This is a genomic window from Sphingomonas panni (assembly GCF_022664435.1).
Taxonomy (GTDB): Bacteria; Pseudomonadota; Alphaproteobacteria; order Sphingomonadales; family Sphingomonadaceae; genus Sphingomonas; species Sphingomonas panni.
Genome location: NZ_JAKREU010000007.1, coordinates 24,031 through 49,399, shown reverse-complemented (window position 1 = coordinate 49,399; position 25,369 = coordinate 24,031). Strand labels below are relative to the sequence as shown.

Genomic DNA, 25,369 nt, shown 5'->3' with positions numbered 1-25,369 from the left:
ACGAGATTTCAGCGCCTGCGTTCCATCCGCACCGAAATTGGTCCGTTTCGCGCCGGGATGTGTAGGCCGTCACCGGCAATCTTCGCGGGCCTTCCATCTATCGTTGCGCGCCCGGCTTCCCCGTCTAGCGGCCAGGGCAGTACGAAGCCGCCCGGCGGCGTCGCCCCGCCGCCGATGGTCGCGACGACCGCGTCCCCCTCGGCCCGGATGGCGAGGTCGACCGTGCCAAAGGGGGTGCGCAGCCCGCGAACGTCCGATCCGGTGCCCGCCAGCCAGTCGCCGTCCAGCCCACCGGCCAGCACGATCGCCTGTCGCTCCGGTTCGACATAGGCGAACAGGTCGAGCGCGGCGCGGATATAATCCGACGCGACCCAGGCGTGCGGCACGTCGCCAAGAAAGCGGATTTCGCGCGGGTCGCGACCGACCACTTCGGCCCAGCCATTCCATCCGCCGGGCCGCCGGTCGCCCATGTAGAAATCGAGCATCCGGTTCGCCCGCTCGCGCCAGCCCAGCCGGACCATCGCCGACACGTTGCGCAGCTCATACGGCGTATAGTCCGCCCAGTCGCCGCTGACCGGCCGCGCCATCACGCGCCGCCATTGCCTGTCGAAGGTGTTGGCGAGCAGTGTCGGATCGAGCCGCGCCTGTTCCCCGGCCGGGTCGAGCCCCATGGTGGTCGAGGTCGCGTCGAAATCGCCCATGCTGGTCGCACCGGGAATATAGTCGATCTTCCAGAATTTCACGGCGGCATCAATGGCGGCGTGCAGGTCGCGCTGGAACCGGTCGCGCTGCGCCTCGATCTCCGCCGCCTCCGGCTTGCCCAGCACGCGCGCGGCGAAGGCGGCGTCCTTGTAGCCGGTCAGCGCCCAGAAATCGTCCCACAGGCTGTACTGCGCCTTGGCCGAATAGCCTTCATGGCTGATCGATGGCGGCATCAGCCCGTACAGCATCCGCCGCTCGGGCGTCTGGTTGGTCGCGGTCCGTTCGGACTGGGCCAGACTTTCCATATATTTCCGCGCGGCGTCCAGCTTCGGCCAGTCGCGCGCCAGTGCCGCCTTGTCACCCGTGTAGCGGTACAGGTCGGTGACTAGGTGGATATATTGCCCGTGGCTGTCATTCTCCGGCACCGGGTCCGGCCCGCGCGCGTCGACGCAGCACGGCACCTTGCCATTGGCGAACAGGTTCGGCCCGTACCAATCGGCAAAGGCGCGGCCGGGCGCGACTAGCCCCATGCGCAACATCGTCTCGGTCATCATCGCGCCGTCGCGAATCCAGCTGCGGTCGTAGGAGCGGGTGCCGGGTTTGAGGGCCGGGCCGTCGCGACTCATCAACACCTGCGCCAGCGCCGACTTGACCGTATCGGCGAGCGGCTGCTTCATCGCGGGCACGCGCATCGTCACGGCACCCAGCGTCCGCTGCCAGCTGGCGCGGGTCGCAGCATGGGCGGCATCGAGTGCCGCTTGCGTGATCGGGCCATCGCCGCCCAGCGCCATTGCCGTGGTCCAGCTTTCGCCCGGCGCCAGTGTGACATCATAGGCAAGGCCACCCGATGCGAGTTGCGTCGGATCGTCGACCCGCACTGCCTCACCCGGTTTGGCCGGACCGGCGAGCGCGCCCTGATCGAACGGCGTGGCCCATGCCTGTGCCGGGGCGGCGAGCGGGAACAGCCGCCGCGTGACCGCCGCATCGCCCGCGATCGCACCGGGCGTGGTCACCGCCATCGCGCTGCCATCCCAAGCCAGCGTCGAGATCGGGCTGACGCCGCCACGCTGGCTGAGGAACTGTGCGGGCGGGTTCACCTGGAACGGCCGCACCGCCAGCACCAGTCGCAGGGTGCGCGGCGCGTTACCGGTGTTCTTCAGCGTCCAACGGGCCATCAGCCTTCTACCGTCCGCATCGGCGAACAGGCTGGTGTCGAGCGTCCACCCGGTCGCGGTCCACAGCGCGTGGGGGATCGGCAGATAGCCGTCCTCAAGGGTGTGTCCGGTCGCGACATCGCTCCACGCAATGGTCCGACCGTCGTCGACCACGAACGGTTCGACCGAGAAGCCGCCCTTGGCGATCTCGATCGCGCCATCCTCGCCGATCAACCCGCTGACCGCGCCGCCATCGCTGGCGACGAGGGTCCAGTAGCTTTGCTCGGTGAAGCCGCGCGGGAAGCGGCCGCGCGGAGCGTTGCGGGCGAGATCGGCGATGAAGGCGTTGGGCGTCTCCGCCCAGGCGCGATCCTTGACCTCGACCTCGGCCAGCCCCTTCGCCCCGCTGATCCGCAGATAGCGGGTTTCGGTATCGGGCAGGGCGATCGGATCGGTGCCGCCATCGCCTTGGCGAACATTGCGCAGGTTGCGCCAGCGGCGACGGTCGTCGCTCGCTTCGATGGCGTAGGTCGGCGCGGCGCCGGCCCAGTGCAGCACCAGCCCGCCCAGTTCACGTGGCCCGCCGAAATCGATCGTCACCGGGCCCTTGGCGACCGTTGTCCGGTCGCCATCGGTCGCGCGTGCATCGCTTGCCACCGGTGCGGGCAGCGGACGGGGCGGGGGGAGGGCTTCGAAGGTCCAGTCATCGACCTCGATCGTGCCCGCGCCACCGTCGCGACCGCGCACGACGACGATCTCGACCGCCTGCGTGGATTTCAGCCTCTTGTCGGTCGTCGGTCCCCAGGCGAACTGCACGTCGCGCGGACGGATGCGCAGTTCCTGCCAATCGGCGGAGGGACGGAAATTGGGCTTGGTCACCCACCACACATTGGTGCCGTCGGCATCGGTGAACTTGATCTGCAGGTCGTTGACCCCGCCGGTGCCACGCACCTTCAGCCGCATTTCCCAATTGGCCGGGAAGGTGATCGGCAGCGCCCGGCGCACGAAGGCATAGCCCGACACCTTCGCGAAATCGTAGCGTAGTTGCAGTGCCTTGTCCGTCGCGCCCGGCACGGCGGTGGCCGTCGCGCTGACGCCGTCCGACGAGGCGGCGCGCCATGCCGCCACATCGTCGAATGTATCGAGCGGCTGGGCCTGCGCCGCCGCCGCGATCAGGACGAATGGGATCACGCCAGCCAGCCCCCGGTGAACCCGGCGCGTTCCAGCCCGCGGCGGATATGCGGATTGCGCCGCATCACGTCCCAGATCAGTCCCGTGCGCAGATTCTCGATCATCAGCACGATCGGCCCCTGATCGATGCCCAGATAATCGCCATCGACCCAGCCCACGTCGGGCACCAGCTTGCCATGCTGCAACGGCCGTTCGGTGCGGGTCAGCGTCGGGTTGAAACTGTCGAGGAAGCCATATTTGTCATAGATGCCGGCACCATAGCGGGCGTGCATCTTCCCGATCATCGGCTCGACGATTTCGGGCGCGAAGGCGACAGACCCGAGCGCGGCGGTCGGCGCCAGCGTCCCGTCGTCCCGCTCGCCCGGACCGCGCGCGGAATAGCTGAAGAATTCGCGCTCCCGCCCGTCGATCGTGACCTTGAAATCGCCGGGCCCATCGCACGCGGTCAGGCCCCAGCAATCGTCGCCATAGCCGATCTTCTGCCCCGGATTTTCATTGGCATAGGCGCGCTGTGCATAGGTCGCGCGGCGGCTGTTCTCGAAATAATCGATGCCCTTCGACGCGATATAGGGATCGCGGATGCCGCGGAAATCGATCCATACATGGCTGTACTGGTGGCCGAACATCGGCGCGAACTGCAGGTGCGGCTCGCCCCAGCGATTGCCCCAGCTCTTGTCGAACTTCTGCGTCAGCGCGGCCCAGGTCGCGGGGGGCAGCGGATGCGTCGGGCTGGCCAGCGCCAACACGTACAGGATCATGCCTTCATTATAGGTCGCCCAGTCGTGCGGGATGAAGCCGCGCTCGGGATGCCAGCCCATCGACACGAAGGGCGGGCGCGGCACGATCCAGTCCCATTCGACCGCGCGATAGAGTTGCTCGGCAAGGTCGCGGATGCGCGCTTCGGCCGGGTCGGCACGGTCGAACCAGCTTTGCGCGAACAGCACGCCGCCCAGCAGCAACGACGTGTCGATCGTCGACAATTCGGTCCGGCCATAGCGCGTGCCGGTCTTCGCATCGAGGAAATGGTAGAAAAAGCCCTTGTAGCCGCTCACGCCGGTCGCGGCGGGGCCGGAGGGCGCCTTTGCGAGGAATTCGAGGCTGGCGAGCGTGCGGTCGCGATGCTGCTGGCGCGTGATCCAGCCATGCTTCTCGCCGACGCCGTAAGCGGTCAGCGCAAAGCCGATCGCGGCGATCGAGGCGAAACTGGGCGTCGGCCAGCGATCGGGCGCAAGGCCGGTCGCGGCATCGGTCGTGTCCCAGAAGAAGCGGAACGCGCGTTCCTGAATATCGGAGAGCAGGTCGGGGTTGCGGGCGGGGGCAGGGGCGATCCCGGTCCGTGGCGTGCAGGCCCCGACAAGCGCGGCGGTGCTGGCGGCAAGGAAGAAGCGGCGATCGATCACGTTGCAGGCCCCTTTACTGGACATAAAAAAAGCCGGGACAGGCGGGGGAGCCTGTCCCGGCAGGGGAGGGAAGGGATTAGAAGCTGAACCCGGCCGACAGCTTGATCGTCCGCGGCGGGTTACCCCCGACGCTGAACGACGAACGTTCGCCGTACACCGACGGCGAACCTGCCGTACGGGTGTTGTCGGTCGGGTTGTTGTTGAAGTCGACGAAGTTGCGGTCGTTCATGAGGTTAATGACGTCGACGCGCAGGCGGATTCGGGCCTGATCGTTCGGGAAACCGACATTGATGTACTTCGTTGCAGCAAAATCGAGCTGACGCCGACCCCATTCGTCGCCCAACGAGTCGCGGAACCGACCGACAAGTGTCCGGTCGAACGGCACCGACGAAACCAGCGGTGCGATCATGTACATCGGCGATTCGATCGAAAACTTGCCCGACAGGCTGACCCCGATCGGCGTATCGGTGCTACCCGCGATGACGAAGCGGTGGCGCGGCACGCCGACCGACCGCAGCGTCGGGTAATCGCTGATCTTCGCAAAATCGAGGCTGAACGTCTCGCCGAACTGACGGTTCTCCTCCGCCTCGGTGAAGGTATAGGTGGCGTCGAGGCTCCACGGCGAGGTTTCCGTGTAGGGCTTCGTGATCTTGGCGTAGACCGTATCGGCGTTGGTCTCCAGGCCGTTGTCGCCGATCAGGATCGACCCGAAGCCAGGCGGCGTGAAGCCGAACGGCGACTGCGGCGTGTCGGTCGTGCTGGCGGGGTTGTCGAAGAAGAACGACCCGTCCGGGCGACGGTTGCCCAGAAGGTACACGAAGCCATCGCGGCTGCTGACATGGGTATAGCCGACTTCCAATTCGACCGGGCGGAAGCGCGAACGCAGGCCTAGGCTGAACTGGTCCGAATAGGGTACCTTCAAGTCGTTACGGATGAACCGCAACTCGCGCCCGCCGCCCACGCTGCTGTTTGCCAACTGCTGGCGGCCTTCCGCCGTCAAATAGATCGGGTTCCACTGGATACAGGTCGCCGATGCGGTGCAGGGGTTGACCGTGTTCGCATTCAGGAACTGGAAGGTGCGGGTCTGGAACGACCCGACCGTCAACTCCTGTTGCAGGAAGTCGAACTGGTTACGGTCATAGGATCGGCCATAGCCGCCGAACAGGGTGAAGCGGCCTTCCTCGTCGATGCGGTAGGTGAAGCCCAGACGCGGCTGGATCGCGCCGGTAAACGCCTTCCGGTTGTTGCCGGTCGAGATGTAGTCGTTGATATTGTAGTCGGTGTTCTGAAGGTTCGGATATTGTGCGGCCGACACTGCGGTCAGGTTCGCCTGCGGTGTGACGAAATCGAGGAAGGCCGGGGTGCGCTCGTAATCCCAGCGGACGCCGATGTTCAGCGTCAGCCGGTCGTTCACGTCCCAGTCGTCCTGCGCATAAATGCCGAACTGGAAGTTCTTCGATTCCACTACCGGATTGCCAAAGCCACTCGGTGCGCCGAACTGCAGCTGGTACGGTACCTGGTCGTTGAAGCTTCCAGCACCGTTCAGGCTGGTGTCATAGGTATAGACGCCGTTCAACTGGTTCTGCTGCAGCGAATTGAGCGTAACCCACTTTCCCTTCACGCCGGTCTTCAGCGTGTGGCCTTCGAACCCGGTGTAGGTGAAGTCGTTCTGGACGGTCCAACCCTTCTGGCCCTTGTCCTGGAAGTTGGTGCCGCCACCGATGCGGAACAGGTCATATTGGTTGACGCTGGTCGCGGTCCGGTCGGTACGGCGGAATAGCTGGCCGATGTCGGAGGTCAGCGGGGTGGGGCCCCAGGTCACGTCCTCATACGACACGCGCAGTTCGTTGACCCAATTATCCTCGGTATGCTGCCAGCGGCCGAGCGCGCGGGTTTCCTCGACCTTGTTGTTGGTTGCGGTCGAGAAGGCAGCGGTGCCCGATCCGATCTGGATACCGCTTTCGTCCCGATAGCGCCCGGTGAGTTCGATCAGGTCGCGGCTGGTCGGCTGGATCGACAATTTACCGAAATACAGGTCCTGCTTGAACGACGACGAGTAGGAACCGAAGATATCGCGATACTGCGCCGGCAGCGAATCGATCGCCACGCCGTTGCCCGGCAGGATGTCGATCGGCAGTTCGCGACGCTTGCCTTCATAGCTGACGAAGAAGTGCATCACGTCCTTGATGATCGGACCGCCCAGCGCGCCGCCGAACTGCTTGTCGACCGTTTCCACCTTGTCGATCTGTGTCGGGAAGATTTCGGTCGGGCGTTTGGCGCGCAGATTCTGATCGGTATAGTCGAAGAACCCTTCGCCATGGAATTCGTTGGTGCCCGACTTGGTGCCGGCGATGATCGCCACCGAACTGACCTGATCCAGCTCCGCCTTGTAGTTCGACGAGAGCACCTGATATTCACCGACTGCCAGCTGCGGGAACGGGTTGCCCGGCGTCGAATCCTGGCCGGTGATGCCGTTCTTCAGGACATAGTCCTTCTGGCTGACGCCATCGATGAACACGTTGATCGAGTTCGACCGCTGCGCGCCGCCCTGGAGGCGGGCCTGGCCGCCAGAGCCTTCCTCGACGAAGCGCACGCCCGGGGCGAGATCGGCGAACGCCAGGAAGTTGCGGCTGTTCTGCGGCAGCTGCTCGATCAGACGCTGGCTGATGATCGCGCCGACCTGTCCCCCCGACAGGGTGCGGATACGGCTGCCGGTGACGACGATTTCCTGGTCGTTCGATGCGACGCTGCCCGGATCGGTCTCGGTCGTTTCGCCTGTCGGTGCGGCGGGGGTGTTCGCCAGATCGATGTCGAGCCCGGCATTCTGCGACACGTTCAGGGTGAAATTGTCGGAATTTCGAGTGTTCGTCGCCAGTTTGATTTCAAGCCGATAGGTACCCGCCCCCAGCGACGCGAAATTGTAGCGACCGTCCGGTCCGACGCGCACGGTCTGTCGGAAGCCCGTGTTCACTTCGACGATGGTGACCGACTCGACGGCGTTTCCCGGCGGCGACGTGATCGTGCCGCGCAGCGATGCCTGGCCGACCTGGGCGTGCGCAGCGACCGGAGCGAGCACCGCCCCCGTCGCCAGCGTCGTCGCGGCGGCGAGCGCCGCGCGGATCATGGTCTTCCTCATGCGTATATTCCCCTTGCTTCCCGGTTTTCCGGGTCTTCCCTTGGTGAAGTGGTATCGCGCACGACCAGCAGCGGTGCGCGCAGCTCGACGCGGGTGTCGTCGCCGCCATCGATCTGTTCGATCAGGCGGGCGACCGCGCGTTCGCCCAGTTCCGCGATGTCGATGCGGAGCGTGGTGAGCGATGGCGAAATGAGACGGGCGAGCGGAATGTCGTCGAACCCGGCAATGGCGATCCGGTCGGGCACGGCGATGCCGGCGCGGCGAAACGCCATCAGCGCACCGATCGCCATCATGTCGTTGGCGGCAAATACCGCATCGACGTCCGCCCCCTCCCGAACCAGCTTTTCCGCTACGGAAACGCCCGACTCTTCGAGAAAGGTTCCCCGCTCGACGATAGATTCCAGGCCAGCGGCGGCCATCGCTTTGCGGTATCCGGCAAGTCGTTCTTCGGCATCGATATTTCCCGAAGGACCCGCCAGATGCACGATCCGCCGCCGACCGCTCGCGACCAGATGCTCGACCATCGTCCGCGCACCGGCGGCGTTGTCGATGCGCAGTTCGGGGCGCGGCTGTCGGTGCGGCGCGCAGCTGACCAGCACGGCGGGCACGCCCGGCGGCAGGTGATCGAACAGCAGGTCGGGGTCGATATGCGGTGCCATCACCACCAGCCCGTCGACGCGGCCACGCATGGTATGGAGTGCCTCAACGCCACGCGCCGGATCGGCGTGCATGTTCGACAGCAGCAGCTGCAGCCCGCGCTCCGACGCCTCGCGATCCATGCCGCGCAACAGTTCGGAGAAGAATTCGCCGTGCAGGTCCGGCAGCACCACGCCGATCGCGTTCGACCGGGCGAGGCTGAGCGAACGTGCGCCGGCATGGGGCACATAGCCGAGCGCCCGTGCAGCGGCCTCGACCTTCTCGCGCAGGGCGGGGCGAACATTGTCGTGGCGGTTGAGGACGCGCGAAACCGAAGCGACGGAAACTTCCGCCGCGCGAGCCACATCGCGGATGGTGGCATTCGCCATGCTCTTTCGGTCCACTCCCTGCCATCGCCGCGCCCATCGCAGCGAATCCGACGGCTGCCTGCCGTTCGCTCTTGATGTAACCGGTTACAAGAATCTACAACGCGCTTCAACCACAGATTCGAATGACCGGATTTGAAACACAGGCGCGACTGAATCGTTGCGCAAACGACACAGAGGGGATCGCATGGACGACATCCAGATTTCGCGGCGCGCATGGCTGATGGGCGCGGGCGCGGTGGCCGCATGGAGCGCGTCACCGGCACGGGCATTGCTGGCGCAGGCGGGCGATCGCCTGCCGGCATCGGTCGAGGCGCTGATCGGCCAGATGACGGTCGAGGAAAAGTGCGGACAGCTGACGCTGATGGCCGCCGCCTGGGCCGGGGGTGCCGCCAATGCGCTGAACCCGATCAGCGCGACCGCGACGTTCGACGAACAGCTGGCGCAGGTGCGTAGCGGTCGGCTGACGGGCGTGTTCAACGGCAATGGCGCGGAAATGGCGCGGCGGATGCAGCTGGTCGCGATGCGCGAACAGCGGCTGAAGGTGCCTTTGCTGTTCGCCGCCGACATCATCCATGGCTTCCGCACGGTATTCCCGATGCCGCTGGCGGAGGCGGGCAGCTTCGACGCCGATCTTGCCGAGCGCACCGCGCGCGCGGCGGCGGTCGAGGCTTCGGCGGCCGGAATCGACTGGACCTTCGCGCCGATGGTCGACATCGCACGGGACCAGCGCTGGGGTCGCGGGATCGAAGGGGCGGGCGAGGACCTGCTGCTCGGCAAGACCATGGCCGATGCGCGCGTGCGCGGATTCCAGGGCCGTCGCGGACTGACCGCCGACGACGCCGTCGCCGCCTGTGCCAAGCATTTCGCGGCCTATGGCGCGGCGGAGGCCGGGCTGGACTACAATACTGTCGACATTTCCGAACGCACGCTGCGCGAAACCTATTTTCCGCCGTTCCAGACCGCCTTTGCCGCCGGCGCGCCGACGACCATGGCCTCGTTCAACGAATTGTCGGGCGTGCCCGCGACCGCCAATCCGTGGCTGCTCGACACGATCCTGCGCAAGGAATGGGGGTTCGGCGGGCTGGTCGTGTCCGATTATACCGGCGACGAGGAACTGATCGCGCACGGCTTTGCGGCGGATGCGCGCGAGGCGACGAAGCTCGCCTTCCTCGCCGGCGTCGATATGTCGATGCAGTCGGGCTTCTACATCAAGCATCTGCCCGATCTGGTCGCCAAGGGCGAGGTGCCGATGGCGCGGCTCGACCAGGCCGTGCGCCGGGTGCTGGCGCTGAAGGCGCAACTGGGCCTGTTCGACGATCCGTTCCGCCGCATCGATCCGCGCCGTGAAAAGCAGCGGGTGCGTACGCCTGCCCATCTGAAGCTGTCGCGTGAGGCCGGTGCGCGGTCGATCGTGATGCTGAAGAATGACGGCGACCTGTTGCCGCTGCCCAAGTCGGGCAAGAAGATCGCGCTGATCGGGCCGTTCGTGCAGGGGCAGCGCGAGCTGATCGGGACATGGAACGTCTATGGGTCGGATGCCGAGGCGGTCGACCTGCTGACCGGCGTCCGCGCCGCTGTCACCGATCCCTCGACCGTCACGGCAGTCGATGGTTCAGGCATCACCGACGCGATCCCCGGCGGGATCGAAGCGGCGGTGATCGCCGCGTCGCAGGCAGACGTGGTGCTGCTGGCGATCGGCGAATCGCAACGCATGTCGGGCGAGGCACAGTCGCGTGTCGATATCGGCATCCCGCAGGCGCAACTCGACCTCGCCGAGGCGGTGCTGGCCACGGGCAAGCCGACCGTCATCCTGCTGCGCAATGGCCGCGCGATGGTGCTGGACAAGCCGGTGCTCGCCGCGCGCGCGATCCTCGTCACCTGGTTCCTGGGGTCGCAGAGCGGCCCGGCGACCGCCGACATCCTGTTCGGCGACATGTCGCCTTCCGCCCGCCTGCCGGTCAGCTTTCCCTATTCGACCGGTCAGCAGCCCTATTATTATGCGCACAAGACCACCGGTCGCCCCAATCCACCGGGGCCGCTCATGGAGTATAAGGCGCGCTATCGCGAAGGCGCGAACGCCGCGCGCTTCCCGTTCGGGCACGGGCTGACCTATGGCCGCATCGCCTATAGCGACCTTGATCTGGGCGGCGGGCGGCTGAACAGCGACGGTGCGTTGAAGGTTCGCGCGAAGGTCACCAACAGCGGCACCCGCGCCGCGACCGAGGTGGTGCAGCTCTACATCCACGACGTCGCCGCCAGCATCACCCGGCCGGTGCGCGAACTGAAGGCGTTTCAGCGCGTGGCGCTGGCACCGGGTGAATCGAAGGTCGTGGAGTTCACCCTCCGCGCCGACGACCTGCGCTTCATCGGCACACAGAATCGCCCGACCGTCGAACCGGGCGCTTTCCGTATCTGGGTCGCGCCGTCGGCCGAGGCGGATGGCGTCAACGGCAGCTTCGTGCTGGCCTGACGTTCCCGCGCACCCCTTGTCGGTCGTCGCGCGTTAACCCCCTCGGAAAGAAGGAGGATCGCATGACGACCGACCAGCAAAAGCAACCGGTCCAGGCCAATGGCCAAGGCACCGACGCCGCCACGCCGGACGGCGTGAACAGCACGAAGGGCGGCGGGGAATCGGGTGGCGGTGCCTATCCGAACCCGCATGACGGGGGCGATGCCGGTCGTTTCGACGGAGGGCAGAGCGAGAAGGACTATCATGGCGGCCCGGGCGGCGCGGACAATGCCGCTACCGGGACCGATGGCGCCGACGCAGGTTAAGGTGATGGCGGGCGCGGCGTGCCGCTGTCTGCGGCCTGTCGCCGGTAAACTGACAGCGATCCGGGCAGGTGGATTAAGCGCTAGGCGTCGCCCAACACCCCCTGCGCCATGACCAGCGTGCCGAGCGGGCCGGCTTCGTCGCCGAGGCCCGCCGGCACGATCCGCTCCCCGATCGAGCGTTCGTCGACGAAACCCAGATAGCCCGCCAGTGCCGTGACCGCGCGCTCCCGCACCATCGGCAGCAGTTGCGGCTGGCCCAGCCCGACACCGCCGCCCACGATGATGCGGGCAGGGGACAGGGTCAGGAACAACATCGCGAACGCCTCGCCCAGCGCATCGGCAACGTCGCGCCATGCCGGATCGTCGGCACTCAGCAGATGTGCCGGCCTGCCGGCTCGTGCCGCAATCGCCGGACCGCTGACCAGCCCTTCCAGGCAATCGCCATGGAACGGGCAGGCTCCCGCGAAATCGTCCCCGGTGCGTCGTCGGACGCGAATATGGCCGGCTTCGGGATGCATCATGCCGGTCACCGGCTGCCCGTTGACGACGATCCCCATGCCGACGCCGGTGCCGACCGTGACGTAGATAAAATCGGACAGCCCGACGCCCGCGCCATGCCGACCCTCGCCGAGCGCCGCGCCGGTCACATCGGTATGGAATGCTACCCGGTCGAACCCAGCGGCCAGCGGGCCGACGATGTCTGCGCCGGCCCAGTGCGGCTTTGGCGTCGGCAGCATCCGCCCTTCGGCGACCGAGATCGGGCCGAAGCTGGCGATGCCGATCGTCTCCGGTCGATGGTCGTTCCGCCATTCGGCAAGCTTCTGCGCCAGTGCGCCGAGCGTTTCGTCCGGGGTGGTGGTCGGCACGCGGAACCGGTCGACGATCGTGTCGCCGCGACCGATCACCGCGATCGACTTGGTCCCGCCCAGTTCGACACCGGCCACCATCTTGTCCGCAACCATCGCTCGCCCCTCTCCGCTGATGCCCGGTCATGCCGCAACGACGACGGTCGCGGCAAGCCGGGCAGTTGCGACCGGCCGTTACCGGCTTTGGCAATCGTTTGCAATCGACAGGCCGGACCGAACATAATGCTGGCCGAGCGATGGAATATGTTCGTACAAGCCGCACCATGGACGACAACAGCGCCCCTTCGACCCGCGTGCGGACCATCGCCGACCTGGCCCGGCTGGCCGGCGTGTCGCCGGGCACCGTGTCGCGCGCCCTTGCCGGGAAGTCGCTGGTCAATGCCGAAACGCGCGACCGGATTCAGGCGCTGGCCGCCGAACACAGCTTCCGGCCGAACCAGATGGCCAGCCGGCTGCGGACGCAGCGGACGGGGGTGATCGGCGTCGTCGTGCCATTGGGGCATGAACGGCGTCAGCACCTGTCCGACCCGTTCTTCATGACGATGCTCGGCTTCCTTGCCGATCGCCTGACCGAAGACGGCTATGACCTGATGCTGTCGCGCGTCATTCCCGATGCGACCGACTGGCTGGAGCGGATCGTCGATTCCGGGATGCTCGACGGTGTGCTGCTGATCGGTCAGTCCGACCAGTTCCACACCATCGAACGCGTCGCGCGCCGTTATCGCCCGCTGGTCGCATGGGGCAGCAGCAACCTGGCCGGTCAGGTTCATTGCGCGGTCGGCACCGACAATATCGCCGGCGGCCGGCTGGCGGGCGAACGGCTGATCGAACGCGGCGCACGGCGGATCGCGTTTCTCGGCGAACTGCGCGCCCCCGAAATCCGTCAGCGTTGCGAAGGTGTCGCGCAAGCGATGGCGATGGCCGGCATTTCTCAGCCCCCGGTCCAACTCGACACCCATCTCGCCTCCGACATTATGGAACAGGAGATCGCCGCCCATCTCGACCGGGTGGGCGGGGAGATCGACGGTATTGCCGCCGCGTCCGACGTCATCGCGCTGACGGCGCTGCGCGTACTGGCCGACCGAGGCATCCGCGTCCCGGCCGACATGCCGGTCGTCGGCTATGACGACCTGCCGCTCGCGGTCAGCGCCGTGCCGCGCATCACCACCGTCCGCCAGGACATCGCGCGCGGCGCGACCGAGATGGTGTCCGCCCTGTTCCGCCGCATCGCCGGTGAGGATGCGCCGTCGGTCGTAATGTCGCCGATCCTGGTCGAACGCGACTCCGCGTGATCGCGGCGGGGCAGGGGGCATCAACGCCCTTGCGCACCGCCCGCACCCGACGCTATCGCAGCCTTGCACAAGCGTGGGGCCTGTAGCTCAATGGTTAGAGCTGGCCGCTCATAACGGCTAGGTTGCGGGTTCGAGTCCTGCCGGGCCCACCAACGCTTGTACCGCGCGGCATTTGCGACTAGGGCCGCGCTTCGCGTCGGGGAGTGGCGCAGTCTGGTAGCGCGCCTGCTTTGGGAGCAGGATGTCGCAGGTTCGAATCCTGTCTCCCCGACCAACTCACGCCAAGTTACTGATTACACGCCGCCAGCCCGGCGATCGGGAACGGTTGTACCCCTCGCTGTACCCATTGGGGGCCAAGGCGTGGGATTGCCGAACCTGAAACTGCGCGGCGACAGCTATCATTGGCGGCGGAAATCATGGTGTCCGGCCAGCCGCTGCCCCTCTCCATTTCGTTACGCACCGGAAATTTTTACCGCGCCCGCATTATATCCGACCGACTGAGCGTCGCAGTCGAGGGTTTGCGCATGGCCTATCGTCAGTTCACCGCTGCCGCCGCGATCCTGATCTGGGGCATCGCCAGCTTCGCTATCGTGCCGCCCTTGCAGATGCGGGTGATGGATGCCGCGGCCGATGCGCCGAACCTCGCCTCCGCGATGAATATCGGCGCGCTCAACCTCGGCAACGCGATCGGCGCGGCATTGGGTGGCGGAGTGATCGGCGCGGGATTGGGCCTGCCCGTCGTATCGCTGGCAGGGGCCGCGATGGCGGTGGTCGCGCTGGCGATGCTGCTGGCATTCCGGCGTCACCCCCGCATCGCGACCTGCCCGGTCTGAACAGCGACGGTGACGCGGGTCACCCGCCGGTTCCGAACCGATGAAGGACCTTGCGCATCCGGACCAGCGGCACGACCACGCCACCCACATCCGCATCGGCGCGTTCGAGCGGGCGATAGCCGCACGCGGTGTAGAGCCGCTCGCCGCTGGCCGTGCTCATCAGTTCCCCGGCTGTGAAACCCGCCTCCGCGGCGGCCCGCTCGCACCGGTCCAGCACCATGCGGCCGATCCCGCGCCGGACATGATCGGGATGGGTGTACATCGCGCGGATACGGGCGGCGTCGCGGGCCGGGTCGAGCAGCGCGGGATCGCGCAGCCCGGCGCTGTGATCGCCGCCATAGAGCGTCGCGCGGCGGCTCCATCCGCCGCAGCCGACCGCCGCGCCGTCTTCCTCGACGATGAAATAGGTCCCGTCGCGCACCAATTGCGTATCCAGCCCCATCACGGACCGACTCGCGACGATCTGGGCCGGAGTCAGCACCGCCGCCTGCCCCTGATCGATCGCCAACGTCATCAGGTCGCGCAGCACGTCCAGATCGTCCTCCACCGCCGGCCGGATCGTCAAGGCATCGCTCATGCTGCCAGCTCCAGCCGCCACGTCTCTCCCTGAAGGGGCACGCCGAACCGGTCGTGCATCGCCGTCTCGACACATCGGAAACCCTGCGCGGCATAGATGCGGCGGGCGGCTTCCAGTACGGTATGCGTCCACAACGTCAGCGCCGAATAGCCGGCCTCGCGCGCGAAGCCGACGCATCGCGCGACCAGCGCCTCGCCGATCCCGCGCCGCCGTGCGAACGGTTCGACGTGGAGCAGGCGCAGGCGAGCGAGGCCGTCACCCTCATCGGTCACGAACACCGCGCCGGCCAGCACGCCGTCGATCTCCGCGACCCAGCATTGCTCGCGGGCGGGATCGAAGTCGCGCAAAAAGGCTGCGATCACTTCGCCCTCGATCACCTCAAGCTCGCGGCCCCAGCCATGGCTTTCGGCATAGAGGATCGATTGCCGGGCGGCGATCAGCGCCGGCTCTCCCGTGCGGAACGGCCGGATGTGGAACGGTCCGCCTGATCCTGGATCGAGCAGCAGACGGGCGCGGGTGAGCGCCTCGACGAGATCGCGTCGGCTCGTGCCCGGCACTTCGTCCAGAAGATCGCTGACGGCATCGCGCTGGCGTGCGTCGATGATTGCGAAGGCGCCGCGTCCCGCCTCGGTCAGTCGCAGGTCGCGGGCGCGTGCATCATCCTCACGCACGACACGAACGACCCAGCCCCGTGTCTGGAACCGCGCGATCATGCGGCTGAGATACCCCGCGTCCATGCCCAGCACGTCCTGCAACACACTGGCAGTAACGGGCTCGCGCGTGGCGATCTCGAACAGCAGTCGCGCTTCTGGCAGGCTCGCATCGGTGCCGAGGAAGCGCGCATCGAGTGCGCCGATCGTCTGCGTGTAGAAGCGGTTGAACCGGCGGACTGCCGTGACGTCTGCGTCTTCCATGGCCGACATGCTGGACCCTAATACTTGACGGAGTCAAGTATTAGGGCAGCGCCGGTTCCGGCACGAGTTGCGCCCGGACCGCGGCGGCATCCCGGCCCGGGGGCGCGCCGAACAGCCGGCGATAGTCGCGGCTGAACTGCGACAGGCTTTCATAGCCGATGGCGAAGCCGACGCGCGTGACCTCCTCGGCGGCGATCAGCCGGCGGCGGGCCTCCTGCAATCGCACCTGCTTCTGGAACTGCACCGGCGTCATGGTCGTCACCGCCTTGAAGTGGCGGTGGAAGCCGGGGACACTCATGCCGGCTAGCGCCGCCAGATCGGCGACGCGCAGCGTCTCGGTATAATGGTCGCGGATGTGGGCGGTGGCGCGACCGATGCGGGCGGCGTGGGTGTCGGCGAGCCCGATCTGGCGCAGCGCCGGTCCCAGGGCGCCACCAAGCAGCCGCCAGACGATCTCGCGCCGGACCAACGGCGCGAGCACCTGCGCATCGCGTGGGGCATCGAGCAGGTCGAGCAGCCGCCTGAGAGGATCGCACAGCGTGGGATCGTGATCGGCAGTGGAGAGGGCGGCGAAGGCGGGTGCATCGGCCAGCGCCCCGGCCTGTTCGGCGAGCAGTTCGGTGACCGTCGCCGGATCGATCGCCAACGAGAGCGCGAGATAGGGCGCCTCGTGGGACGCCTGCGTGATCCGCGCCGTCACCGGCAGGTCGACCGAGGCGAGCAGGCATTGGCCGGCGGCGTAGCGATAGGGTGTCTCGCCCAGCATCGTCGTCTTCGCACCCTGCACCACGAGGCAGAAAGACGGGCGGTAGACCGAGCGGATGATGCCGCTCGGCGTCTCCGCGCGGGTGAGCAGCAGCCCGTCGATCGGCGTCTCGCGGCCATGTGCGAACCAGTGGCGCTCGATCAGCGGGGCAAGGTCGGTCAGCGTCGTCATCGGCCGCAAGTTAGTGCGTGATCCGCGTCGATGCACGGGCCAGCGCGACACCTTGATAGGATCGGGCAGAATATTGATCGGATCGGCGTCGCGACGCCGCGCGCTCGGCGACTATCTCCCATGCATCCGATCCCATCAGGAGAACGACCCCATGCGTATGCGTCAAATTGGCCATAGCGGCCTGTTCGTGTCCGAACTCTGCCTTGGCACCATGACCTTCGGCGGCAGCGAAGGCATGTGGGGGCAGATCGGCCAGCTCCGGCAGGAGGAGGCCGACACGCTGGTGAAGACCGCGCTCGACGCCGGCATCAACTTCATCGACACCGCCAACGTCTATGCCGACGGCGAGAGCGAGCGCATCCTAGGCCAGTCGCTCAGGAACCTCGGCGTCGCGCGCGACGATGTCGTGGTCGCGACCAAGGTGCTGGGGCCGATGGGCGACGGTCCCAACGCACGCGGCGCTTCGCGCGGCCACATCGTCAGCCAGTGCAAGCAGAGCCTCCGGCGGCTCGGGCTGGACCATATCGACCTCTATCAGATCCATGGCTTCGACCCGGCGACGCCGATCGAGGAGACGCTGGAGGCGCTCGACACGCTCGTCCGCCACGGCCATGTCCGCTATCTCGGCTTGTCCAACTGGGCGGCGTGGCAGGTGGTCAAGGCGGTCGGCATCGCCGAGGCGCGGCGGCTGGCACCGATCCTGTCGCTGCAGGCCTATTACACCCTGGTCGGTCGCGATCTGGAGCGCGAGATCGTGCCGATGCTTCGGTCCGAGAAGATCGGGCTGATGGTGTGGAGCCCGCTCGCCGGCGGCTATCTGTCGGGCAAATATGACGGCGAGGGCTTGGGCTCGGACGGCCGGCGCGCCACCTTCGACTTCCCGCCGGTCGACCGCACCCGCGGTTCGGCGGCACTCGTGGAGATGCGGCGCATCGCCGAGGCGAAGGGCTGCACCGTCGCACAGGTCGCGCTCGCCTGGCTGCTCCATCAGCCGGTGGTGACGAGCGTCATCGTCGGGGCCAAGCGGGTCGAACAGCTCGCCGATAATATCGCCGCGACACAGGTGTCGCTCGACGCGGACGATCTCGCCGCGCTCGATGCGGTGACCAAGCTGCCGGCGGAATATCCCGGCTGGATGCTCGAACGGCAAAGCGGCTATCGCGCGTAAGGAACTGCCGGGGCGACGTGGCGGTGCGTCTCGCACATGCGACGATACCGCCGCCCCGGCGGCGACAAACGGTTGTCCGGCGGCAGTCATTTCGGATGCCAAGGCCCGCTATCGCGCCGATCGCACGACAGTCGGGTTACTCGCCAGCGTAGCACCTACCGACCCTGCCATCCTGCACCGAACCGCCCGCCCACTGGACAGAATGCATCCTCCTGGATCAAGGGCGGGCGGAAGGGGGGCGCTGGACGGTGATCCGCCCCCTTGCAGCGATGGCCCAGGGTTGAATTCACGAATGACCGACAGTCTTGTTTCCCGATGGGCCTTCGGGTCCGCCCTGCTCCTCGTCTCCGTACCGGCCGGGGCGCAGGATCGCACCGCCGCCGACAGCGATATCGTCGTGACCGCGCAGCGCCGCGAGGAACCGGCGAGCGACGTGCCGATCGCGGCGACGGTGCTGGATGCCGCGCGGCTGGACGATCAGGATATCCGCAGCCTCGACCGGCTGGGGGCCAATGTGCCCAACCTGTATCTCGCGCGCAATTTCGGCACGACCTCGGGCGCGTTGGTGTTCCTGCGCGGGGTGGGGGAGGGGGATTCGATCTTCACCAACGACCCGCCGGTCGGCATCTATGTCGACGACGTGCTGTTGCCGCGCGCCACCGGATCGCTGCTCGACCTGATCGATGTCGAACGGGTGGAGGTGCTGCGCGGGCCGCAGGGTACCCTTTATGGCCGCAACACGTCGGGCGGCGCGATCAAGGTCGCGACGAAGCGACCGACCACCGACGGCGTGAACGGCATCGCCGACCTGACCATCGGCAGCTATCGCCGGGTCGATGCGCGCGGGACGATCAACCTGCCGCTGTCGAGCAACGCCGCGCTGCGCCTGTCGGGCCTTTCGCGCAACCAGCGCGGCTGGGGCCGGAACCTGACCGACGGCGCCGTCGTCAACGGACAGGATGTGCAGGGCGGCCGGGCGAGCCTGTCGTGGACGCCCACCGACCGGCTGACATTGTTCGCGACCGCCGATATCACCCGCGAACGCTCGACGCCGCGCTTCCCGCAGCAGTTCCTGCCCGATCCCGATCGGCCGGGACGCTTCACCAACGTGTTTCGCGAGCGCGACGGCGATATCGACCGGTTCCGGTCGGCGGACACGATGCCGCTGAACAAGACCGATAGCGGCGGCGCATCGTTGCGCGCGGATTATGCGCTGGGCGGGGACACGAGGCTGACGTCGATCACCGGCTGGCGCAGCCTGCGGTCGCGGATCGGGTTCGACCAGACGGCGAACCCGCCGGGCGGCGGAACGGCGGTCATCCTGTTGCAGGACCAGCGCCAGCACAGCGTCAGCCAGGAGTTCACTCTGGCTGGCCACGCCCTTGGCGGGCGGATCGACTGGCTGGCCGGCGGCTATTATTTCCACGAACATAACGACCAGCTGACCGCGATCAGCTTCGCGACGCCGGCGGGCACCGCCGCGCGCTACCGCACCGATGATTTCTTCGCCGCGCCATCGCGCGGGTCGGGGACCAGCGGCACCTGGTCGCCCTATCGCCCGGCGCTCGACACCGATAGCTGGTCGGCCTTTACCTCCGCCACCGGCCATGTCGGCGCGCGGGCGCGCCTGACGCTCGGCGCGCGCTGGACCGATGAGCGCAAGCGCTATGACGTACAGTTCCTGACCGCGCCCGACACGGTGCTGATCCTCCCCGATGGTCGCCGGGCGGAACGCCGTATCGCGCAGTCGTGGCGCGACCTGTCGCCGCGTGTGGCGGTCGACTACCGGATGGGGCCGGAAGAGGGCGGCGTGCTGGCCTATGCGTCCGCCGCAAAGGGGTTTCGCAGCGGCAGCTTCGACGGGCGCGCCCGCAATATCGACTTCGTGCTGAACCGGCAGGCTGCCATCGCGCCTGAGCGGGTATGGACCTACGAAGTCGGCGCGAAGGGTAGCGCCGCCGATGGGCGGCTGCGCTGGGACGTCGATTATTTCATCAGCGATTACAGCGATATCGCCTTTTCAGCCGCGCGTGCCGGAGCGCCGCCCGAAATCTTTCGCCAGAATGTCGGCGATGCGCGTATCCAGGGGCTGGAGGTCGAAGCGAGTGCGCGGCCGCTGCCGTGGCTGGAGGTCGGCGGCTGGGTCGCGACGCTGGCGGATCGGTTCACCCGGTTGAAGAGCAGTCCCGGCTGCACCGCATTCGTCGCGAACGAACGCGACCTCGACCTGCGCTTTACCCCGGCGGTCCGTTATCAACTGCGCGGGGCGGTGGTGCGCGGCGGCTGGCGGCTGGGCGGGGATTATAGCGGCGCCTCGCCCTATAATATCGCGCTGTGCAACGAACCGCAGCACCGGGTGACCGATGCGCAGCAGGCGAATGCGCAGTTGAGCTATGCCGATGGCCCGTGGACGGTGATACTGGCGGCGACCAACCTGACCGACCGCCGCTTCAACACCGGCAGCGTGGCCGCGATCGGTTACCCCGTCGCCCCGCGCGAGGTGACGGTGACGCTGCGGCGCGCATTCTGACGACGGTTACCGGGGCGCGTCGACCAGGCTCGACCGGTCGATCTCCGCGATCGACCGCGCCCCGGTCAGCGCCATGGCGACCCGCATCTCGCTGTCGAACAGGTTGAGCAACCGGGTGACGCCGGCCTCGCCCGCGGCGGCCAGCGCATAGATAAAGGCACGGCCGATCATCGTCGCATCGGCCCCCAGCGCCAGCATCCGCACCACGTCCAGCCCGGACCGGATGCCCGAATCCGCAAGGATCTTGATCTCGCCCTTCACCGCATCGGCGATGGCGGGCAAAGCGCGCGCGGTGGACAGCACGCCGTCGAGCTGTCGCCCGCCATGGTTGGACACCACGATCCCGTCCGCTCCGAAACGGACCGCGTCGCGCGCATCGTCGGCGTCCAGAATGCCCTTGATGATCATCGGCCCCATCCAGAAATCGCGAATCCATTCGAGGTCGCGCCACGAAATCGACGGATCGAAATTCGCGCCCAGCCAGCCGATATAATCGGCCAGCGCCGTCGGCATGCCGCGATAGGTAGAGATGTTACCCAGATCGTGCGGCCGCCCGTGCAGCCCGACATCCCATGCCCAGCGCGGATGGGTCGCGGCCTGTATCATCCGGCGCAGCGGTGCGCCGCGGCCGGACATGCCCGAATGCGCATCGCGGTAGCGTGCGCCGGGCACCGGCATGTCGACGGTGAAGACCAGGGTCGTCACCCCCGCCGCCCGTGCGCGTTCCAGTGCGTCGCGCATGAACCCCCGGTCCTTCAGCACATAAAGCTGGAACCAGATCGGCGCGGGCGAGGCGTCCTGCACCTCGCGGATCGCGCAGACGGAAACGGTCGACAGGGTGAAGGGCACGCCCTTCGCGGCGGCGGCGCGCGCTGCCTGCGCCTCCCCCCGCCGCGCATACATGCCGGTCAGCCCGACCGGCGCCAGCACCACCGGCATCGCCATGCGCTGACCGAACAGCTCGGTTTCGAGGCTGAGATCGCCGACGTCGCGCAGCACCCGCTGGCGCAACGCCACGTCGGACAGGTCGTCGACGTTCCGCCGCAGCGTATGTTCGGCATAGGCTCCTCCGTCGATATAGTGGAACAGGAACGGCGGCAGGCGGCGGCGCGCGACGGCGCGGAAATCGGTGGGCGCGGACACGATCATGGCAAGGGTCCTAGCTGCGGAGGGTCAGGAAAGCGAAGAGTGCATCGTGCGGCCGGGCATGTCCTGCGGAACATGTCGCGGAGCGCAGGCGCATCTGTCAAACTTCGCCGTCCATGGTCCTGCCGGAATGCGGTTGGTCGCCGACGCCTTACGCCCGTTCGGCACGGGCATGAAGGCTTTGACGCTGTGTCACGTTTTCCATAATATGGCAAATAATTCCATATTTCGGAGCGTGCCCTATGATCGGTTTGGATCGCAGAACCTTCCTGATGGCAAGTTCGGCGGCGGTCGTCGTGCCGGCCGATGCAGCGACCACCGCACCGTCCACAGCGGCGTTCCGCAACGCGACGGGCGCGGTCGGCTGTGCGAACTGGCTCGACGGCGCGCCACCCGAACGCCATGACGGTGTGACCTGGGGCCAGCCTTGGCCACGCGGGACGCGGCTGGCGCGCGACTATCGGCTGGCCGGGGGCGGGGCGCTGCAGAGCTGGCCGCTCGCATGGTGGCCGGACGGGTCGATCAAATGGACCGGCCACGCCGCCCCCGCCGATGCGGCCCGCGCCGCCGCGCTGCGCGTCGAGGCCGGACGGGGCCGCGCGTCTGCCGCCACGGTACAGGTCCGGGAAGCAGCGGACGCGCTGACCGTCATCGTCGGCGAAACCGTCTGGATCGTCGGGCGGCAGGGGACGGCCATCATCCGGCAGGCGATGACCGGCGGTACGACCGTGATGGGCAATGTCGCGTTGACCGCCACCGCGCTCGACCGGTCGGAGGATGACGGCGGGGACCCGGCGCGGCTGCTGCGCTACGCCGGACGGATCGAGCGGGCGGTGGTCGAACAGGACGGCCCGATCCGCGCCGTCATCCGGGTCGAGGGCCGGCATGAGGGGGAGGGCGAGCAATGGCTGCCCTTTTCGCTGCGGCTTTATTTCCATGCCGGATCGGCTTCGGTGCGGATCGTCCATAGCCTGATCTTCGACGGCGATCCGGCGCATCGCTTCATCCGGGGATTGGGGCTACACGGCGACGTGCCGATGCACGATGCGCTGGTCGATCGCCATGTCCGCTTCGCCGGGCAGGACGGGGGGCTGTGGGCGGAAGCGGTCCGCCCGCTGACCGGGCTGCGTCGCGATCCGGGCGCGGCGTTTCGGGCGGCGCAGGTCGCCGGCCGCGCCGTCCCGCCGCTGGCGACCATGGCGGCGACCGTGCGCGACAAGCTGGATTATATCCCGGCCTGGGGCGATTTCCGCCTGCGCCAGCCCAATGCCGATGGCTTTACGATCACCAAGCGGCCCGGGCCGGGTCATGGCTGGATCGATGTCGACGGCGGCACGCGGGCGGCGGGGCTTGGCTATGTCGGCGGGGCGGGCGGTGGCGTGGCCTTTGCGATGCATGATTTCTGGCAGCGCTGTCCGGTCGGGATGGACGTGACCCGCGCGACCGGCGACACCGCGCGCTTCAGCTTGTGGTATCACGCGCCCGACGCCCCGGCGATGGACCTGCGCTTCTATCACGACACCATGGGCATGGCGGATTACGCCCACCAGAATCTCGGCCTCGACATCACCTATGAGGATTTCGAGCCGGGTTGGGGCGATGCGACGGGTATCGCGCGGACGACCGAGTTTCGCCTGTGGGCGCTACCCGCCACGCCGCCGCGCGAACGGCTGGCGGAGATGGCGGCGCAGCTTGCCGCACCCCCACGCGTGGTACCCGACAATGCCGCGATCCACGCCGCCGGGGTCTTCGGCATCTGGGACCGGGCCGGTCCCGCCGGTCCGGGGCTGCGCGGCATGGTCGAGGCGCGGGCGTCGCGCGAGCTGGACTTCTATATCGGGCAGGTCGAGCAGCGGCGCTGGTACGGCTTCTGGAACTATGGCGACGTCATGCACAGCTATGACGGTGACCGGCATGTGTGGCGCTACGATATCGGCGGCTTCGCATGGGATAATAGCGAGCTGTCGACCGACCTGTGGCTCTGGTACGCCTATCTGCGCACTGGCCGCGCCGACGTGTTTCGCATGGCAGAGGCGATGACGCGCCATACCGGCGAGGTCGATGTCTATCATCTCGGCCGGTTCAAGGGGTTCGGCACCCGCCACGGCGTGCAGCATTGGGGCGACAGTTCGAAACAGCCGCGTATTTCCAACGCCGCCTATCGCCGCGTCTTCTATTACCTGACCGCCGACGAGCGCTGCGGCGACCTGATGCGCGCGCTGGTCGACAGCGACCAGACGCTGCGCCACGTCGAGATCGGCCGCAAGGTCGAGGCGCGCGTCGGCGGCAACGCTCCGCCCGGGGGCACCGGCGCGGTCGTCGCCGACGCGCCGTTGCCGCCGGGACAGGTCTTCATGCAGTTCGGTACGGTCTGGGGAACGCTGGTCGCGGCATGGATGACCGAATGGGAACGGACGCGCGATACCCGCTGGCGCGACCGGATCGTGGCGGGGATGGAGTCGCTCGCTGCGCTGCCGAAGCAATGGTTCGCGGGTGGCGCGCCGTTCGACCTCGCCTCCGGCCGGTTCGTCGGTGGCGGCGAGCATGTCAGCATGAGCCATCTGAACGGCGTCTTCGGCGTATTCGAGACGATGGCCGAGCTGCTCGAACTGGTCGATGTGCCCGCGTACCGTGAGGCGTGGCTCGATTATTGCGCCTACTATAATGCGCCCGAAGCGGCGTTCCGTGCGAAGACGGGCGAAGCGGGCAAGGGGCGCGGGTTGACCCAGGCGCATTCACGCTACACCGCCTATGCCGCCGTCCAACGGCAAGACCCGGCGCTGGCAAAGCGGGCCTGGGCCGAGTTCACCGGTGCAGGCGACCGTGCGACCCGCGACCAGCGGCGCGGCGTGACGAAGGTCCTGCCGCCCGCCGTGCTGAAGCCGGTCGATGAGCTGGCGGAAGTGTCGACCAACGACGCCGCGCAATGGGGGCTGGCGGCGACCGCCAATCTGGTGCTGCTCGCGCCCCTGCTGGACGGTGGCGCATGATCCGTCCACTGATCGCGCTGGCGGTGGCGGTCGTCCCGGCATCATGGGTAGCCGATGCGTTCCGGGGCGACGACCTGTCGCGCTGGCGGGTCGAGGCGGAGCCGGGCGCGCGCGTCACCGCGCGGCATGGCATCCTCGACATCGATGCCGCCGACGGTGTGACCCTGTGGTATGCGCGCGAACTGACTGGGCCGGTCGCCATCGACTATGACGTGATGGCGGTGCAGGCCGGCGGGCCGCACGATGCTGTGAGCGACGTCAACGCCTTCTGGATGGCGCGCGACCCGGAAGCTCCCGGCGGGTCGGTCCTCGCCCGGCCGCGCGACGGGCGCTTCGCCGGCTATGACCGGCTGCAGACCTATTATGTCGGGATCGGCGGCAACCGGAACACGACCACGCGGATGCGGCGCTATGTCGGCCGCGACGGGGACCGACCGCTGCTGCCGCAGCATGATCGTAGCGACAGGGCGGCGATGCTGGTGCCCAATCGCTGGATGCATATCCGCCTGATCGCGAACGGGACCGAGGTGGCGGTGGAGCGCGACGGGCGTCGGCTGTTCACGTTGCACGACGCCGCGCCCTATCGCCGCGGCTGGTTCGGCCTGCGCACGACGCGCAGCCATTTGCGGGTCCGCAACGTGCGGATCACGCCGCTCGCCCGTTGACCGCATAGAAAAAGGGGGCCGGATCGCGATGATCCGGCCCCGTTCAGTTTGGGGAGTGGCCGGCGTCC

The 25,369-nt window shown here is 67.5% G+C and carries 16 protein-coding genes, 2 tRNA genes and 1 pseudogene; 10 read left to right on the top strand and 9 right to left on the bottom strand.

From position 1 onward, the window contains the following. Positions 1-8: 8 nt before the first annotated feature. From MF609_RS13885 to MF609_RS13870, 4 genes are all read right to left on the bottom strand, one after another. On the bottom strand, positions 9-3,047 hold the full coding sequence (locus MF609_RS13885; protein ID WP_242416892.1) for a discoidin domain-containing protein: 3,039 nt from the start codon (positions 3,045-3,047) through the stop codon (positions 9-11). After that, positions 3,044-4,447: a glucoamylase family protein gene (locus MF609_RS13880; protein ID WP_242416891.1), complete on the bottom strand. Its 1,404-nt coding sequence runs from the start codon at positions 4,445-4,447 to the stop codon at positions 3,044-3,046. Before MF609_RS13880 ends, MF609_RS13885 begins: the two co-directional genes overlap by 4 nt. 76 nt (positions 4,448-4,523) lie before the next feature. Continuing rightward, positions 4,524-7,583 (bottom strand): TonB-dependent receptor, encoded by a 3,060-nt coding sequence (locus MF609_RS13875; RefSeq protein ID WP_242416890.1) that lies wholly within the window; start codon positions 7,581-7,583, stop codon positions 4,524-4,526. Beyond that, the gene (locus tag MF609_RS13870) at positions 7,580-8,608 is read right to left on the bottom strand and encodes a LacI family DNA-binding transcriptional regulator (RefSeq protein ID WP_242416889.1); all 1,029 of its coding nucleotides are present in this window, start codon (positions 8,606-8,608) and stop codon (positions 7,580-7,582) included. Before MF609_RS13870 ends, MF609_RS13875 begins: the two co-directional genes overlap by 4 nt. Before the next feature lie 184 nt (positions 8,609-8,792). On the opposite strand from MF609_RS13870, the gene MF609_RS13865 reads away from it, so the two are divergent. Both MF609_RS13865 and MF609_RS13860 read left to right on the top strand, forming a co-directional pair. Further along, entirely contained in the window at positions 8,793-11,078 is a 2,286-nt protein-coding gene (locus MF609_RS13865; RefSeq protein WP_242416888.1) for a glycoside hydrolase family 3 N-terminal domain-containing protein, read from the top strand. 62 nt (positions 11,079-11,140) lie between these two features. Next, on the top strand, positions 11,141-11,383 hold the full coding sequence (locus tag MF609_RS13860; protein ID WP_242416887.1) for a hypothetical protein: 243 nt from the start codon (positions 11,141-11,143) through the stop codon (positions 11,381-11,383). An 80-nt stretch (positions 11,384-11,463) separates the two neighbouring features. On the opposite strand, the gene MF609_RS13855 is transcribed toward MF609_RS13860, so the two are convergent. Then, positions 11,464-12,345, bottom strand: a complete 882-nt coding sequence (locus tag MF609_RS13855) for an ROK family protein (RefSeq protein WP_242416886.1) — start codon at positions 12,343-12,345, stop codon at positions 11,464-11,466. 167 nt (positions 12,346-12,512) lie between these two features. On the opposite strand from MF609_RS13855, the gene MF609_RS13850 reads away from it, so the two are divergent. From MF609_RS13850 to MF609_RS13835, 4 genes and pseudogenes are all read left to right on the top strand, one after another. Next, complete coding sequence (locus MF609_RS13850; protein ID WP_242416885.1) at positions 12,513-13,541, top strand: LacI family DNA-binding transcriptional regulator; 1,029 nt, start codon at positions 12,513-12,515, stop codon at positions 13,539-13,541. 76 nt (positions 13,542-13,617) lie between these two features. Further along, positions 13,618-13,693, top strand: a tRNA-Ile gene (locus MF609_RS13845). A gap of 45 nt (positions 13,694-13,738) precedes the next feature. Then, positions 13,739-13,815 (top strand) — tRNA-Pro (locus tag MF609_RS13840). Between the two features lie 271 nt (positions 13,816-14,086). After that, positions 14,087-14,374: pseudogene (locus tag MF609_RS13835) on the top strand (MFS transporter); the annotation flags it as partial. A 19-nt stretch (positions 14,375-14,393) separates the two neighbouring features. Here MF609_RS13835 and MF609_RS13830 read toward each other — a convergent pair. From MF609_RS13830 to MF609_RS13820, 3 genes are read right to left on the bottom strand one after another with little or no spacing between them, the layout of a single operon-like run. Beyond that, on the bottom strand, positions 14,394-14,951 hold the full coding sequence (locus MF609_RS13830; protein ID WP_242416884.1) for a GNAT family N-acetyltransferase: 558 nt from the start codon (positions 14,949-14,951) through the stop codon (positions 14,394-14,396). Beyond that, on the bottom strand, positions 14,948-15,865 hold the full coding sequence (locus tag MF609_RS13825; RefSeq protein ID WP_242416883.1) for a bifunctional helix-turn-helix transcriptional regulator/GNAT family N-acetyltransferase: 918 nt from the start codon (positions 15,863-15,865) through the stop codon (positions 14,948-14,950). Before MF609_RS13825 ends, MF609_RS13830 begins: the two co-directional genes overlap by 4 nt. A gap of 40 nt (positions 15,866-15,905) precedes the next feature. After that, entirely contained in the window at positions 15,906-16,802 is an 897-nt protein-coding gene (locus MF609_RS13820; RefSeq protein WP_242416882.1) for an AraC family transcriptional regulator, read from the bottom strand. Between the two features lie 151 nt (positions 16,803-16,953). Between MF609_RS13820 and MF609_RS13815 the strand changes: the two genes are divergently transcribed. Together MF609_RS13815 and MF609_RS13810 are read left to right on the top strand one after the other, a co-directional pair. Beyond that, entirely contained in the window at positions 16,954-17,970 is a 1,017-nt protein-coding gene (locus MF609_RS13815; protein WP_242416881.1) for an aldo/keto reductase, read from the top strand. A 292-nt stretch (positions 17,971-18,262) separates the two neighbouring features. After that, positions 18,263-20,500, top strand: a complete 2,238-nt coding sequence (locus MF609_RS13810) for a TonB-dependent receptor (protein WP_242416880.1) — start codon at positions 18,263-18,265, stop codon at positions 20,498-20,500. 6 nt (positions 20,501-20,506) lie between these two features. Here the strand turns inward: MF609_RS13810 and lldD are convergent, their stop codons facing one another. Then, complete coding sequence (gene lldD, locus MF609_RS13805) at positions 20,507-21,649, bottom strand: FMN-dependent L-lactate dehydrogenase LldD (protein WP_242416879.1); 1,143 nt, start codon at positions 21,647-21,649, stop codon at positions 20,507-20,509. A gap of 239 nt (positions 21,650-21,888) precedes the next feature. On the opposite strand from lldD, the gene MF609_RS13800 reads away from it, so the two are divergent. Continuing rightward, positions 21,889-24,636 carry an exo-rhamnogalacturonan lyase family protein gene (locus MF609_RS13800; RefSeq protein ID WP_242416878.1) on the top strand — a complete coding sequence of 916 codons (2,748 nt, stop codon included), beginning with the start codon at positions 21,889-21,891 and terminating at the stop codon, positions 24,634-24,636. Beyond that, a complete protein-coding gene (locus MF609_RS13795) occupies positions 24,633-25,301 on the top strand; it encodes a DUF6250 domain-containing protein (protein WP_242416877.1) in 669 nt (222 codons plus the stop codon). Before MF609_RS13800 ends, MF609_RS13795 begins: the two co-directional genes overlap by 4 nt. The last annotated feature ends 68 nt before the right edge of the window (positions 25,302-25,369 follow it).

Coding starts and splice junctions, on each gene's coding strand:
- MF609_RS13875 (WP_242416890.1), bottom strand. CDS start 7,583: ATGAGGAAGACCATGATCCGCGCGGCGCTCGCCGCCGCGACGACGCTG.
- MF609_RS13870 (WP_242416889.1), bottom strand. CDS start 8,608: ATGGCGAATGCCACCATCCGCGATGTGGCTCGCGCGGCGGAAGTTTCC.
- MF609_RS13865 (WP_242416888.1), top strand. CDS start 8,793: ATGGACGACATCCAGATTTCGCGGCGCGCATGGCTGATGGGCGCGGGC.
- MF609_RS13860 (WP_242416887.1), top strand. CDS start 11,141: ATGACGACCGACCAGCAAAAGCAACCGGTCCAGGCCAATGGCCAAGGC.
- MF609_RS13855 (WP_242416886.1), bottom strand. CDS start 12,345: ATGGTTGCGGACAAGATGGTGGCCGGTGTCGAACTGGGCGGGACCAAG.
- MF609_RS13850 (WP_242416885.1), top strand. CDS start 12,513: ATGGACGACAACAGCGCCCCTTCGACCCGCGTGCGGACCATCGCCGAC.
- MF609_RS13830 (WP_242416884.1), bottom strand. CDS start 14,951: ATGAGCGATGCCTTGACGATCCGGCCGGCGGTGGAGGACGATCTGGAC.
- MF609_RS13825 (WP_242416883.1), bottom strand. CDS start 15,865: ATGGAAGACGCAGACGTCACGGCAGTCCGCCGGTTCAACCGCTTCTAC.
- MF609_RS13820 (WP_242416882.1), bottom strand. CDS start 16,802: ATGACGACGCTGACCGACCTTGCCCCGCTGATCGAGCGCCACTGGTTC.
- MF609_RS13815 (WP_242416881.1), top strand. CDS start 16,954: ATGCGTATGCGTCAAATTGGCCATAGCGGCCTGTTCGTGTCCGAACTC.
- MF609_RS13810 (WP_242416880.1), top strand. CDS start 18,263: ATGACCGACAGTCTTGTTTCCCGATGGGCCTTCGGGTCCGCCCTGCTC.
- lldD (WP_242416879.1), bottom strand. CDS start 21,649: ATGATCGTGTCCGCGCCCACCGATTTCCGCGCCGTCGCGCGCCGCCGC.
- MF609_RS13800 (WP_242416878.1), top strand. CDS start 21,889: ATGATCGGTTTGGATCGCAGAACCTTCCTGATGGCAAGTTCGGCGGCG.
- MF609_RS13795 (WP_242416877.1), top strand. CDS start 24,633: ATGATCCGTCCACTGATCGCGCTGGCGGTGGCGGTCGTCCCGGCATCA.